The following is a 13818-nucleotide window of genomic DNA, read 5'->3' as shown; positions in this document are numbered from 1 at the left end:
CGAGCCGCATCACTCCCCGTCGTCGGCACGACCGCGCCGTGAGCCGGCTATGCGCGCCACAAGGTCGGCAAGCTCGGTGGGCTGGAAAGCGCCGGCCCCGATCCCCCCGGCAAGTTCCTCGCTGCCGAGCGGCAGCACCGCGCTTCCAAAACCCAGCTTTTCGGCTTCCTTGAGGCGCTGCTGCGCATGCGCAACCGGCCTCACAGCGCCCGATAGGCTGATTTCGCCGAAATAGACGCAATCGGCGGGAAGGGCAAGACCGGTGAGTGACGAAACCAGCGCCGCGGCGACCGCGAGATCGGCCGCCGGCTCAGAGATGCGGTAGCCGCCGGCGACGTTGAGATAGACGTCGTGCTGGCCGAAGCGGACGCCGCAATGCGCCTCCAGCACGGCGAGCACCATCGACAGCCGCGCGCCGTCCCAGCCGACGACGGCGCGGCGCGGCGTGCCGAGCGAGGAAGGCGCGACAAGCGCCTGGATCTCGACCAGCACCGGCCGCGTGCCTTCCATGCCGGCGAAAACCGCGGCGCCCGGGGACTTCGCGTGGCGCTCGCCGAGGAAAAGCTCGGATGGATTGGAAACCTCGCGCAGCCCCTTGTCCGACATTTCGAACACGCCGATCTCGTCGGTCGGCCCAAAGCGGTTCTTCACTGTGCGCAGGATGCGGAAGTGGTGATTGCCTTCGCCCTCGAAGTAGAGCACGCCGTCGACCATGTGCTCGACGACGCGAGGGCCGGCGATCTGGCCTTCCTTGGTGACATGGCCGACGAGCACGATCGCCGCGCCTGTGGATTTCGCGTAGCGGATCATCGCCTGGGCGGCCGCGCGCACCTGGGTGACGGTGCCCGGCGCCGAATCGGCAAGGTCGGTCCACAGCGTCTGGATGGAATCGAGGATGACGAGGTCCGGCCGCTTGCCGTCGGCGATGGTCGCCAGGATGTCCTCGACATTGGTTTCGGCCGCAAGCTCGACCGGCGTCGAGGCGACGCCGAGGCGTTGTGCCCGCAGCCGGATCTGCGCCACCGCTTCCTCGCCCGAGACATAGACGATGCGGTGGCCTTTCGAGGCGAGCGCGGCGGCTGCCTGCGTCAACAGCGTCGACTTGCCGATGCCGGGATCGCCGCCGACCAGCAGCGCCGAGCCGCGCACGAAGCCGCCGCCGGTGGCGCGGTCGAGCTCGCCGATGCCCGACACGATGCGCGGCGCGTCCTCGATGTCGCCCGACAGGCTGGTCAGCACCACGGCACGCCCTTTACGGGCGTTGCGCGTGTTGGCCGGCCCCGAGCCGATGCCGCCGGACGTGCCTTCCTCGACCAGCGTGTTCCACTCGCCGCAGGCATCGCATTTGCCGGCCCAGCGCTGATGCACCGAGCCGCAATTCTGGCAGATGAACTGAACGCGCGATTTGGCCATTAATTCATCGATTCCAACAAGTATTTCTGGCGATCCCAATAAACCGGCAAGGCCTCCTCAATCGTGTCGAAATGAGTGCGGCGCTGTCCGTTGCTCTGAGCCCAATTGTCGTATGCCGACAAACATGCATACCTGAACAAACCGACCGCCAAATCGTTCTCACGCCTGACTTCTTCGTGCAGTGTTTCCAACAAGCGTCCAAGTGCGAAGGAGAGACGCTGATTCTGAAGCAGGTGCATGAGAAGGAATGCACACCCGATCGCGGCGATAGACGTGTCGTACCGAGACTCCACTGACCAAAGCGCCAAAACGCCTAGTAGATCGTCGATGTCCGAGGGGGCTCCCAAGCGCCAGATCCGATATAGGCCGGTCACCGCCGCGGCGCGGGCGTAGTCGTCAGTTTGCTTGGCAAGGAATTTCCTCACCAATTTCACATTCTCGGCTACCGGATCGCTCGAATAGCAGAACACCAGCAAAGCGGCGTGCGACTCCACTTGAGAAGTTGATCCAGCTGATTTCAGATAATCAGTAAGTTGAATGCGCTCCTCTTTAGAGATTTCGTACGCCTCAAACTTCATCCGTTGATAGATATCGCTGAAGTCCAATCAGCTACCCCCAAACAAAACGCTACTCGAACCTCTCCGGCAGATGATGCTCTTCCGCCAGATCCGAGAACCGCGTGAATTCGCCGTGGAAGGCTAGGCTGACGGTGCCGGTCGGCCCGTGGCGCTGCTTGGCGATGATGCACTCGGCCTTGCCGCGCGCTTCATTCATCTCGTTTTCCCACTTGATGTATTCCTCGGTGCCGAGCTTCGGCTCGCGGTTCTTGAGGTAATATTCCTCGCGATAGACGAACAGAACCACGTCGGCGTCCTGCTCGATCGAGCCGGATTCGCGCAGGTCCGAGAGCTGCGGGCGCTTGTCGTCGCGGCTTTCGACCTGACGCGACAGCTGCGACAGCGCGATGATCGGCACGCCGAGCTCCTTGGCCAAAGCCTTCAGGCCCGTGGTGATCTCGGTGATTTCCTGCACGCGGTTCTGCGAGGCGCGCGCGGAGGAGCCCTGCATCAGCTGGATATAGTCGATGACGATGAGATCGAGGCCGCGCTGGCGCTTCAGACGCCGCGCGCGGGCGGAAAGCTGCGCGATCGAGATACCACCGGTCTGGTCGATGAACAGCGGGATCTTCTGCATCGTCTGCGAGCAGGCGACGAGTTTTTCGAAATCCATCTCGGTGATCTCGCCGCGGCGGATCTTCGAGGACGAGATCTCGGTCTGCTCGGAGATGATGCGGGTGGCGAGCTGCTCCGACGACATTTCGAGCGAGAAGAAGCCGACGACGCCGCCGTTGGCGGCCTTGAAGCTGCCATCGGCCTGCTGCGCCGGAACGTAAGCCTCGGCGATGTTGAAGGCGATGTTGGTGGCCAAGGAGGTCTTGCCCATGCCCGGGCGCCCCGCGAGCACGATCAAGTCGGAGGGCTGCAGGCCGCCCATGCGGCGATCGAGGTCGCGCAAGCCGGTGGCGATGCCCGACAGGTGGCCGTCACGCATATAGGCGGCGTTGGCCATGTCGACGGCGGTCTTGACCGCATCGTTGAAGCTCTCGAAGCCGCCGTCATAGCGGCCCGTTTCGGCAAGCTCGAACAGCCGCCGTTCGGCATCCTCGATTTGGTCGGAGGGCGACATGTCGACCGGCGCGTCATAGGCGATGTTGACCATGTCCTCGCCGACGGTGATCAGCGCGCGGCGCGTCGCAAGGTCGTAGATGGCGCGGCCATAGTCGGTGGCGTTGACGACGGTGACGGCCTCGACGGCGAGGCGCACGACATATTGCGCCACCGTCATGTCGCCGACCTTCTCGTCGGCCGGCAGGAAGGTCTTGAGCGTGATCGGCGTCGCAATCTTGCCCATGCGGATGAGCTCGGCCGCGATCTCGAAGATGCGGCGGTGCAGCGGCTCGTAGAAATGCGCCGGCTTTAAGAAATCGGAGACACGATAGAAGGCGTCGTTGTTGACGAGGATGGCGCCGAGCAGCGCCTGCTCGGCCTCGATGTTGTTCGGTGCTTCGCGATAGAGCGGCGTTTCCGCCGCGCCGAATTTCAGTGCCGCCTCTGCCATGATATCCCCGGTTTCGATCCCGCTGTCCTCGATATCAGAACGGGAAGATTCGATGCTGACCTTTCTGCAACACCCTCGGTCCAACCAGCTTGACGCCCCAATGTTCACAGGATCGGCAAACCATCCACAGGACAGTATTCCGGGGGCCTGATTCCAGTTGACTCGGCAAGCGGCGATTCTTATTTGCAATTGTGGAACGAAGCAAGAACATTTTGGGCGACCGATTGTCGTCCGACGCTCGCTCACAACCGACCAGCCGCATCCGCTCGCGCAGAGAATCGCGGACGTCCTCGGCTGATCGCCAAAGTAGCGAGTTGCTTCTTTTGGGCGTTCACCTTCGAGATTAGCCGAAACGTTGGTGAAGTCGTCATCCACGGGCGGAGCAAGGAGCGAAGCGACGCGCGCAGACCCGAGGATCCATTCCGTGACCTGTGAGCGTCGCGGCGAGCCAGAACGAGCTCCGTTCTGCGCCGCCTTCATTCTTCGCGCAACGTCACGGAATGGATCCTCGGGTCTGCGCGCGCCGCTTCGCGTCGCTCCGCCCGTGGATGACGAAGTTCGTGCGCGTCGGCTGATCGCCAAAGTAGCGACGGGCATCGACGATACGTCTTCTCCCGATGTCATCGGCCTACGCTCCCTCAGTCCAGCGTGTCGCCCCAGTCGGCCCGCCGCGCCACCTTGAAGACGGCGCCGTCGCGCTTGCTGAGCAGGCGCTCGCCGACGCTGCCGTCCGGTTGGCAGAGTTTCAGCACCACCTTGCCGGAGCCGCCCTTTGGTGGCGCGATCACCCGTGCCAGATGCGCGGGCGCCGGCTGCCGGGAGGCGGCCAAGTAGATGAACTTCTCGTCCTCCCATGGCACCTCGGCCTCCTTGACCAGGCGATGCAGGCGCGAACGGGCGACGCGGCGCGCGAAATGGCACCAGTCGGGCGGCGCAAGCGGGCAGGGCGCCGCGTGCGGACAGGGCGCCGAAACATGCGCGCCGGCCGCAATCAGTTGCCGGCGCGCGGCGAGGATGCGCTGCCAGCCGGCGGGCGTGCCGGGCTCGACGATGAGCAGCGTGTCGGCCGTGAGCCGCCAGAGGCCGTCGATGAGCCTCGGCAGCGATAAAGGCACGATCTCGTCCAGCACATAGGCGGCGCTGACGAGGTCGGCGGACGTGATGCCGTCGAGATCGATGGTCGCATCGCCGGCGATCCAGTCGGCGCGGGCCGTGATCGCCCCTTCCGCGAGCGCCTGGCCGACCTTGCGCACGGCAGCGCTTGCCTCGACCAGCACCGCCCGTTCCAGCTCAGGCCAAGCGTCGGTCGTGGCCCAAAGCATGGTGCCAGGTCCAGCGCCGACATCGAGCAGGCTCGCCGGCCGGAAGTCGGGGCGAGCCTCGATCAAGGCATCGAGGCTGGCGCGCACGGCGGCATAGGTGGCGGGCAGCCGCGTCGCCAGATAGGCCTTGACGGCCATGTCCTCGCCCATATGCAGGCGGCCGTCGCGCAGCTCGGCGCGGTAGCGCTCCGAGAGCGTCCGCGCCGCCTGCCTCAGCGCCGGCAATGGTACCTTCTCCAAGAGGCTGTCGACGCCTTGCCGGAGCGGGGCGGGCAGTTCCATCTCAGGCTCCCCTTGGAGCGAGCAGGATGACCGAGGCGCCGACGATGCAGAGCGCAGCGCCGGCCAGATCCCAGCGGTCGGGACGCACGCCTTCGACCAGCCACAGCCAGCCGAGCGAGGCGGCGATGTAGATGCCGCCATAGGCGGCGTAGGCGCGGCCCGCCGCATCCGTGCCGACCAGCGACAGCAGCAAGGCAAACAGCGCCAGCGAGACGAGGCCGGGGAGAAGCCAGAGCGCCGACTTCTCCAGCCGCCACCACGCCCAGAACGAAAAGCAGCCGGCGATCTCGGCAAGAGCGGCTGCGGTGTAGATGAGGTAGGTCATGAAAAAAGGTCTCGCGAACGAGACCTTTTTCGTGGCGTCAGGCCGCAATGGCAAGCGGCATTGCGCGGCTACCCCACCTTCTTGCGGCGGGTCGGCTTGGAGGGCGCCGGCGCCGCCGGCTCCTGGTGGCCGATATCGCGCAGCTCCAGCGCCTTCTCGCATTTGGCCATGTAGTCGCGCGTCATCGGCAGCGTGTCGTTCTTCTTGGCGATCTGGAACTGGAAGATCACCAGGTCCTGCCAGCGGAAGGCGGCCTCGGAAGCGGCGAGATAGAACTCCCACATGCGGCAGAAGCGCTCGTCATAGATCGCTTTCGCCTTGTCGCGGTTGGCGGCGAAGCGCTCGCCCCAATGCTTGAGCGTGTCGGCGTAATGCAGCCGCAGGATTTCGATATCGGTGACGACGAGGCCCGACTTCTCGATCGCCGGCATCACCTCCGACATCGCAGGGATGTAGCCGCCCGGGAAAATGTATTTGCGGACGAAGGCGCTGGTCGCCCACGGCACGCCGGAACGGCCGATGGTATGGAGCAGCATCACGCCGTCGGGCTTGAGCAGCGTCGCGGCCTTGTCGAAGAAGGTGCGGTAGTGATTGACGCCGACATGCTCGAACATGCCGACCGAGACGATGCGGTCGAAACGTTCGTTGATGTGGCGATAATCCTTGAGTTCGAAATGCACGCGGTCCTGCAGGCCCTGCGCATGCGCGCGGTCGGTGGCGACGCCATGCTGTTCGGTGGAGAGGGTGACGCCCTGCACGTCGACGTCGAAGACCTTGGCGAGATAGAGGCCCAGCCCGCCCCAGCCGGAGCCGATGTCGAGCACCGTCTGGCCGGCCTTGAGCCTCAGCTTGGCGGCGATGTGGCGCTTCTTGGCAAGCTGCGCCTCGTCGAGCGTCATGTCGGGCTGTTCGAAATAGGCGCAGGAATACTGCATGTCCTCGTCGAGGAAGAGCTTGTAGAGCTCGCCCGAGAGATCGTAGTGGCGTTCGACGTTGCGGCGCGAGCGCGCGGCGGTGTTGATCTGCTGCAGCCGGCGGAAGGCGTGGCGCAGCCCCTCGATCGCCTTCGACCAGGTCACGTCGATGCCGCTCGATCCCATGTTCTGGAACGCGATGCGCATCAGGCCGAGAACGCCGCCCTCGATCACGTCGAGCTCACCGTCCATATAGGCTTCGGGCACCGCCAGCATCGGATCGAAGGTGATGGCGCGCTCGGCATGCGTGGTCTTGATGTGGATATGCACCGGCTCGCCGCTGCCGTCGCCGAACTTGTGCGTCGCGCCCTTCGGTCCGGTCACCTTGAGGTCGCCGGCGCGCACCAGGCGTTCGAGAACGTGTTTCAACAGGATATTCATGACCAAATGTCCCCTCAGTCGGATCACCCGGTAATCGGACTGGAATGCCAGATCGAAAATGCCACGGCGCCTCGCCCGCGTCCAATCGACGCGCCACGCTGTAATGTGCACAAGATATGGGGTGTCGAAAAGTTCCTTTTGGCACAAAAAAGCCCGGGTCGAAGACCCGGGCGTTGGTCCAGAAATCCTGGACGTCTGCGAACCGAAGCGAGGCTTCGGAGGATATGCCAAATCAGGCCCAGAGATCAGGCGTTTTCTTCGCCGCCTTCGAATTCGGCGTTCGGGTCGAAGAAATTCTCCGGCCGGGCGTTGTCGTTGATGTCCTCGCCATAAATGGCTTCGGCGGTGGTCAGCGTCTCGCCCTTGGCCTGGCGCTCCGCCTCGTCGGCCGAACGGGCGACGTTGAGCGTCACGGTGACCTCGACTTCCGGATGGAGCGCAATCGCCACGTTGGAGAGGCCGATGGTCTTGATCGGCTGGTTGAGCTCGACCTGGTTGCGGTTGACGGTGAAGCCTTCGGCGATCAGCAGATCGGCGATGTCGCGGGTCGACACCGAGCCGTAGAGCTGACCGGTTTCGCCGGCCGAGCGCACCACGATGAAGCTCTTGCCGTCGAGCTTCTCAGCGACCTGCATGGCCTCCGACTTACGCTCCAGATTGCGGGCTTCGAGCTGGGCGCGCTGGCCCTCGAACTTCTTCTTGTTGGCTTCGTTGGCGCGCAGCGCCTTGCCCTGCGGCAGCAGGAAATTGCGGGCGAACCCGTCCTTGACCTTGACGGTCTCGCCCATCTGGCCGAGGCGGGAAATGCGCTCGAGGAGAATGACTTCCATGGTTTCGTTCCTTCGGTTGGCGCCGGCCGGAAGGCTGGCGCAATGATCTGGAACAGCTCAGGAAGCTCTTTGCGGCGCTCGCCGCTCTTGTCGCTGTCCTGCCTGTCCTGGCAGTTAGAGGCCATCCGGCCCCAACTCGGGATTTGATTTGAACCGCGGCGCAGTCGCCGTGGGTGGGGATGCGGGCGCCAAGCGCCCGCATCGAAGTTTCAGGCCTCAGCGAACCACATAGGGCAGCAGGCCGAGGAAGCGGGCGCGCTTGATCGCCTTGGCGAGCTCGCGCTGCTTCTTCTGGCTGACGGCGGTGATGCGCGAGGGCACGATCTTGCCGCGTTCGGAAATGTAGCGCTGCAGGAGACGCACGTCCTTGTAGTCGATCTTGGGCGCGTTGGCGCCGGAGAACGGGCAGGTCTTGCGGCGGCGGTGGAAGGGGCGCCGGGTCGGGATCTGGTTGATGTCGACCATTATTCTGCACCTCCTTCAACGCCTTCGCGCGGACGGCGCGGGCCACGGTCGCCGCCGTCACGGTCGCCGAACGAACGCGGGCCGCGGTCACCGCGGTCGCGGTCGCCGAACGAACGCGGGCCACGGTCGCGGTCGCCGAAGCCGCCGCGCTCGGAGCGCTCTTCGCGCTTCTGCATCATCGCCGAGGCGCCTTCCTCATGCGCTTCCACCTTGATGGTGAGGAAGCGAAGGACGTCTTCCGACAGGCCCATCTGGCGCTCCATTTCGTTGAGCGCGGCCGGCGGGCAGGTGATGTCCATCAGCGTGTAGTAAGCCTTCCGGTTCTTCTTGACCCGGTAGGTGAGGGACTTCAGTCCCCAGTTCTCGATCCGGCCGACCGAGCCGCCATTCGCCGTGATGACGCCCTTGTACTGTTCGACAAGCGCATCAACCTGCTGCTGCGACAGGTCCTGCCGGGCAAGAAACACATGTTCGTAAAGAGCCATTATGTTTAAGTGCCTTTCTTCGTTTCTCTCACCGGCCCTCGCGGCTAAGCCTCTGCAACTTGTCTGACCCGATCGCGAAAGAGCGGGGAAGAAAGGAGCATCACGAGACGGTCGAGAGCGGAGACACGGGAGGCTGGAAGCCCTTCCGGCTTCGCGTCGCGACCTTCGAAAAGGCCACGGCCCTCCGTTCAGCCCCCAGCAAGGACCGGCAGATTGCGCGGGTCTATATAGCAATTCGCCAGGAAGGCAAGGCCCGGCCTGCGTCGCCGATGCCGCGGACCTGCGAACCGGCCGTTTCGTTTACACGACAGATCGATGCTTTTGCTGGCACCGGAGCGCTGCCCGGCCGACACGGCAAGTCAGATCCTGCGGAGCGCTTCAGCGGGGAGAAGGCGCGTGGCGCGCCAAGCCGGGTAGAGTGCGCCGAGCGGACCGGCGATGAAGACGAAGATCAGCGCCTGGGCGATCGACCAGCCTGACAGATAGGGCACGATCAGCCCCGCCGCGACCCTTGTCTTCGCCGCCGCTTCCATGGTCAGGGCGCCGAGAACGATGCCGATAACGCCGCCGGCTGCGCTCATGAAGACGCCTTCGATGAGGATGAGCCGAAGAATCCGCCGCGGCGCCCAGCCAAGCGCCGCCAGAACACCAATCTCGAACGTCCGTTCGTTCACAGCCATCAGCAGCGTGTTGGCGACCGCAACCGAGGCCATCGCCATGACGACCAGCGAAATCGTGCGGGCGATCGCCCGAAGCAGATCGAAGATGCGAATGCTGTTGGCGAACTGCTCGGTGTCGACGACCACGAATCCCGGCGCGGCTGCAACGAGCCGGGTTCGGGCAGCGGCGATGCCGTCGGCGTCGAGCGGGCGCTTCAGTCTTACCTCGAACAAGGTAAAGGCGTCCTCCCGCGACAGGAGCTGCTGCAGCCCCTCGAGCGGAACGATGGCGCTGTTCTGGTTCAGCATGGACGAGAACGACGCGATGCCGACGATCCGATAGGGCTGGAACTGCAGCTCGACGGTATCGCCGACCCGCTTGTCCAATGCGCCGGCGATCGATTGGCCAAGGATCACCGGCCACTGGTCCCCCGGCACAGGGAGCCGCCCCGCCACGAGCGGCACGTCTTTCCACAGGAAGCTGCCGCTTGGCCAGCCGGCCATGACGATATTGGCGTCCTCGTCGGCGGTGGTGATGTTGAGGAGAACGCCCGACACCGCCTCGACATTCGGCACCGCCGAAAGCGCCGGGCCGAGCGCTCTGGGCACGGTGCTGCTCACCAAATTGAAAGTGCTGCGCTGGCTAACCACCAGATCCGCGCCGTTCTCATCGATTCCCGACGCAAATGAGCGCTGGACGCCGGCGGTCAGGCCGGTAAGCACCACGAAGCCGGCGACCGCCAAGGCGATGCCGAGCACCGTGAGCAAAGTGCGCAGCGGACGTGCGATGAGACCGCGCAAGGGCAGGGTCAGCTCCGTCATGGGCTAGCCGATCCGCGATGCCGGTGCGGGCGCTGAGATTGCCGCCGCCCGGCTGTCCGAGCGGATGCGGCCATCCGAGATCTCGACCCGCCGTCCGCACAATGCGGCCACGTCCTCGTCATGGGTCACCACGATTACTGCGGTCCCGAACTCGCGATGCGCATTGCCGATGATGTCCATGACGGATTGGCTTGTCTGCACGTCGAGGCTTCCTGTCGGCTCGTCGGCAAGAAGAAGCTTCGGACGGTTGGCTAGCGCCCGCGCAATTGCAAGGCGCTGGCGCTCGCCGCCGGAAAGCTCGGCGGGCCGCAGCGCAGCGCGATCGGCAAGACCGAAATGCGCCAGAAGTTCCAGCGCGCGAGCGCGACGCTGCTGCGCTCCGCCGAGGTTTCCCAGCAGGGCCACCTCGATGTTCTCGCGCGCCGACAAAGAGGGGAGCAGGCAGAAATTCTGGAAGACAATGCCGATCCTGCTGGCCCGGACCGCTGCCCACGCAGCGCTTCCATTGACGGCCCGCCCTTCGAACCGAACTTCGCCGCGGGTCGGCCGGTCGAGCCCGCAGACCAGGTTCAGGATCGTCGATTTGCCGCTGCCGCTGCGGCCGACAATCGCGACGGTCTCGTCATTCCCGATTGCGAGCGACACGTCGTCGACGGCGACGATGCGGCCGCCGTCAAAATCGCGGCCGACATTGCTCAATTCGACGAGGGAGGACATGGGCGCCGGCGAGGAGTCATACCCGGCCTTTCCTGAGATCGACGACAAGCGCAGGGATCGAGCCGCCATTGCCGGCGAGGATCTGGCCGATGCGGTCCCGCTGCCGCAAGGTCACCGACCCGCCGTCGACAAAGACATCGCCGATACAGAGTTGCCCGCGGCAGCGGCGGACACGCCAGTCCACGGACGTTGGGCCGCGGAGCCGCCGGCGGAATTCGCTGCGCACCAGTATGTCGCCATTGGCCAGAGCCTTTGTGCCGAGCACGGTGAAAGTCTTGTCCTGCGTCCGTTCCAGCTTGTCGGCCAGCCCGTGTGCGATGGCATAAAGAAGCGCATCGACCACCGCGGCGCGGTCGTCCGCGCTCGCGCTGCGCCAACGCGTCCCGAGCACGGCTTGGGCAATTCCCTTTCCGTCGAAGGCCGCTGAGATCGAGCGGAGCTGCGCCTCGGCGGCCCCGCCGTGCCCGAGCACGAGCGCCGCCTGGCGCACGGTCTCAACCAGCTTGATCGCATCGCCTTGCTCGTCGGCAACCGCCGAGATCGGCGGGGCGCAGATGCTGAGCAACAGAGGGACGAGCAACAGCCGGGCCAAACCTGCCCAGCTTGCGTATGACAATAGGCCTGCCGTCATGATGCCATGTCATCCAATGCGCGGTTGGCTGTCAATATTGACCGTTCCGGGAGGCAGCGCAGGCACATGCCCGAAATTGGAAGCGAGCGGTTCGAGGCGGGCTACGCGCGCTTTCTGCCCTTCCGTCAGGTCGGGATGGCGGTTGCGCGGCTGTTTGCCGAACGTCGCGGCGACTTGCAGCATGCGCTCCTCGCAGTCGTGGGAGAACGGCAGGCCCAGTTCGCGGTAGATCCGCTTCATCTCGCCCGTCGGATCGGCAATGAGATCCTGCAGCCGCACCTCGGCGAGGTCGGCGGCTGGAATCCGGGTTCTATCAGCCAGATAGTGCATCTCCGTCGCGAGATATTCGCAGGCGATGATCTCTTCCTGCTCGTGCTCGGGCAGCGGCGGCTGCAGGGCGAACGCACGCTGCAACTCGCGCGTCAGAACAAGGTTGGACCGGAACACCGCTTCCGGCGAACGCGAGATGTGGACAAACTTGGCGCCAGGGAACAGCTCCAAAAGGTGACGGACGCGCGCCGTGTGGCTCGGCGACTTGAGCAGAAGTCGCCGCCCTCCGGCAACGAGCGTGAGCTTCTGGACGAAAGCGAGCTGATGTGAGCGCCAGCGGTTCAGCTCTTGCGCCGAAAGCGAGTCGAGATCCTGATATCGATTGAAGAAGGTTTGCCGGCGGGGAAGCACGGCGCGTCCCGCCAGGATCGACATTCCACCCAGATTGTTCAATGCGAAGTCGTCCTCCGCCGGCAGCCTGGCGCCAACCGGCACGACCGCGTCGAGGTGCGTCAAAGGCAGCAAGGGCACGAAAAGATAGCGCAGCAGGGCCCAGCCAAGGACGAATGTCTGAGGCGCCAGGACCTGCGGCCAGCCCGGCGATCTCAGGTCCGGGTCCGCCGACAGCAGGTTCTGCAAAAAAGTCGTCCCGGAGCGGAAGTAGCCAAGAACGAACACAGGCGCGTTATCCGGTTCCATCCGGGGAGGTCGCAGCCGCAGCCATGCCCCAAGGATCACGCGCTCCGGCAGGGAGACGATCGTGTTGATGCCCGAAATCAGGAACAGGAGCATCAGGCGCGGCCAATAAACGGGAGGCAGCCGGCCTTCCGCACGCCATAGGACCCGCAACACGGCGTCAAGAGGTGCCACACACATGAAGTGCGGATACGGCAGGTAGGGCACCAGCCAACGGGCTGCGAAAGCACGGACGCGGTGCCGCATGGCATTCGACTTCATCAGGCAGTCCGGAACATCATGGTCTCGGTGGTCAATCCCGGCCCGAACGCCATGCCGCAGCCGAGCAAGCCCGACGGCTCCTTCAGCATTTCGGCCATCGCGAACATTACGGTGGCCGACGACATGTTGCCGTATTGCCGGAGCACTTCGCGCGATGCGGCGAGCGCGGCCGGCTTCAGTTCGAGCGCCCGCTCGACCGCGTCGAGCACCGAGCGGCCGCCGGGATGCACCGCCCACAAATCGATCTCCTTGGCGGGCCTGCCGCCGAGGATGGCCGGATGCTCGTTGCGCAGCGTCTCACGGACGGCACCGGGAACCTGCCCGGACAGCACCATGTCAAAGCCGTCGTCGCGGATATTCCAGCTCATCAGCTCCTTGCGCTCCGCCGCCACGATCGCGTGGAAGCTTTCGAGCAGGATGCCGTGCGGCTCGGCTGTCACCAGCGAGGCCGCGCACCCGTCGCCCCATAGACAGAACGAGATCAGCTTCTCGAGCTCCGTGGCTTCCTTGAAATGCAGCGTGCACAATTCGATGTTGACGACCAGCACGCGGGCCTTCGGATCCGATCGCACGATGTGGCGCGACAGCTTCAAGGCGTTGATGGCGGCATAGCATCCCATGAAGCCGATGATGGTGCGCTCGACCGACGTCGACAGGCCGCATCGCTGCACCAGCTCGAGGTCGATGCCGGGCGCCGAAAAGCCGGTGCAGCTCGTCACGATCAAATGCGTGATCAGCGAGCGGTCGTCGTTGGCCAGAAGTCTGTCGACGGCCCTTTGCGCGAGCTCCGGTGCGGCGGCTTCGTACATCCGCATACGCATTGCGGTGCTGGCGAACGAGCCTCTGACCGAGGTGCCGTCGCGGTCGATTGCCCCGCCGCGCGGATCGTCGGCAGGCGCAAAGCAGGAATAGCGATGTTCGATCCCGGCCAGAGCGACCATTCGCTCGAAGAGCGCAAGGCGCTGCGCGTCGTTTTCAAGCAGCGAGGCTCCATAGCCGAGGAAGAACCGATGCACGTCATGTTCGGGGACACACGTGGCAATGCCGTTCAGATACGCTTGAGGGGACAAAATAGCTCCGAGCATGAGCGCAATCGGGCTCATAAGGTCTGCGAATTAGAGAAGCATTCCTAAGGTAAACGCCTGCATAGAGCATTTTATTGCGCGG

At 64.6% G+C, this 13818-nt stretch carries 14 protein-coding genes; all 14 read right to left on the bottom strand.

Annotated features, from left to right (window positions below; all coding sequences use genetic code 11):
* Nucleotides 1-9 precede the first annotated feature (9 nt).
* Nucleotides 10-1413 carry a DNA repair protein RadA gene (gene radA / locus FJ423_RS13535; protein ID WP_095766995.1) on the bottom strand — a complete coding sequence of 468 codons (1404 nt, stop codon included), beginning with the start codon at nucleotides 1411-1413 and terminating at the stop codon, nucleotides 10-12.
* Complete coding sequence (locus FJ423_RS13530) at nucleotides 1413-2018, bottom strand: hypothetical protein (RefSeq protein ID WP_140842386.1); 606 nt, start codon at nucleotides 2016-2018, stop codon at nucleotides 1413-1415. Before FJ423_RS13530 ends, radA begins: the two co-directional genes overlap by 1 nt.
* Before the next feature lie 22 nt (nucleotides 2019-2040).
* Nucleotides 2041-3531: a replicative DNA helicase gene (locus FJ423_RS13525; protein WP_095766996.1), complete on the bottom strand. Its 1491-nt coding sequence runs from the start codon at nucleotides 3529-3531 to the stop codon at nucleotides 2041-2043.
* Nucleotides 3532-4169: 638 nt separating this feature from the next.
* Nucleotides 4170-5135 (bottom strand): small ribosomal subunit Rsm22 family protein, encoded by a 966-nt coding sequence (locus FJ423_RS13520; RefSeq protein WP_140842384.1) that lies wholly within the window; start codon nucleotides 5133-5135, stop codon nucleotides 4170-4172.
* Nucleotide 5136: 1 nt separating this feature from the next.
* The gene (locus tag FJ423_RS13515; protein ID WP_140842382.1) at nucleotides 5137-5460 is read right to left on the bottom strand and encodes a YnfA family protein; all 324 of its coding nucleotides are present in this window, start codon (nucleotides 5458-5460) and stop codon (nucleotides 5137-5139) included.
* Between the two features lie 68 nt (nucleotides 5461-5528).
* Nucleotides 5529-6815 (bottom strand): cyclopropane-fatty-acyl-phospholipid synthase family protein, encoded by a 1287-nt coding sequence (locus FJ423_RS13510; RefSeq protein ID WP_095766999.1) that lies wholly within the window; start codon nucleotides 6813-6815, stop codon nucleotides 5529-5531.
* A 245-nt stretch (nucleotides 6816-7060) separates the two neighbouring features.
* A complete protein-coding gene (gene rplI, locus FJ423_RS13505) occupies nucleotides 7061-7645 on the bottom strand; it encodes a 50S ribosomal protein L9 (RefSeq protein WP_140842380.1) in 585 nt (194 codons plus the stop codon).
* Between the two features lie 216 nt (nucleotides 7646-7861).
* A complete protein-coding gene (rpsR, locus tag FJ423_RS13500; RefSeq protein ID WP_006203718.1) occupies nucleotides 7862-8110 on the bottom strand; it encodes a 30S ribosomal protein S18 in 249 nt (82 codons plus the stop codon).
* Nucleotides 8110-8595 carry a 30S ribosomal protein S6 gene (gene rpsF, locus FJ423_RS13495; RefSeq protein ID WP_095767001.1) on the bottom strand — a complete coding sequence of 162 codons (486 nt, stop codon included), beginning with the start codon at nucleotides 8593-8595 and terminating at the stop codon, nucleotides 8110-8112. The genes rpsR and rpsF overlap by 1 nt, the downstream gene beginning before the upstream one ends.
* A gap of 359 nt (nucleotides 8596-8954) precedes the next feature.
* On the bottom strand, nucleotides 8955-10076 hold the full coding sequence (locus tag FJ423_RS13490; RefSeq protein ID WP_140842378.1) for an ABC transporter permease: 1122 nt from the start codon (nucleotides 10074-10076) through the stop codon (nucleotides 8955-8957).
* A gap of 3 nt (nucleotides 10077-10079) precedes the next feature.
* Nucleotides 10080-10793 carry an ABC transporter ATP-binding protein gene (locus tag FJ423_RS13485; RefSeq protein ID WP_140842376.1) on the bottom strand — a complete coding sequence of 238 codons (714 nt, stop codon included), beginning with the start codon at nucleotides 10791-10793 and terminating at the stop codon, nucleotides 10080-10082.
* Between the two features lie 16 nt (nucleotides 10794-10809).
* Nucleotides 10810-11385 carry an ABC transporter substrate-binding protein gene (locus FJ423_RS13480; RefSeq protein ID WP_181174792.1) on the bottom strand — a complete coding sequence of 192 codons (576 nt, stop codon included), beginning with the start codon at nucleotides 11383-11385 and terminating at the stop codon, nucleotides 10810-10812.
* A gap of 48 nt (nucleotides 11386-11433) precedes the next feature.
* On the bottom strand, nucleotides 11434-12651 hold the full coding sequence (locus FJ423_RS13475) for a sulfotransferase (protein WP_140842372.1): 1218 nt from the start codon (nucleotides 12649-12651) through the stop codon (nucleotides 11434-11436).
* Complete coding sequence (locus FJ423_RS13470) at nucleotides 12651-13667, bottom strand: type III polyketide synthase (RefSeq protein WP_348642893.1); 1017 nt, start codon at nucleotides 13665-13667, stop codon at nucleotides 12651-12653. The genes FJ423_RS13475 and FJ423_RS13470 overlap by 1 nt, the downstream gene beginning before the upstream one ends.
* Nucleotides 13668-13818: the final 151 nt, after the last annotated feature.

Origin of the sequence: Mesorhizobium sp. B2-8-9 (assembly GCF_006439475.1) — a bacterium.
Lineage (GTDB): Bacteria > Pseudomonadota > Alphaproteobacteria > Rhizobiales > Rhizobiaceae > Mesorhizobium.
Note: the sequence above shows the minus strand (reverse complement) of the source record. Positions and strands in the feature narration are given on the sequence as shown.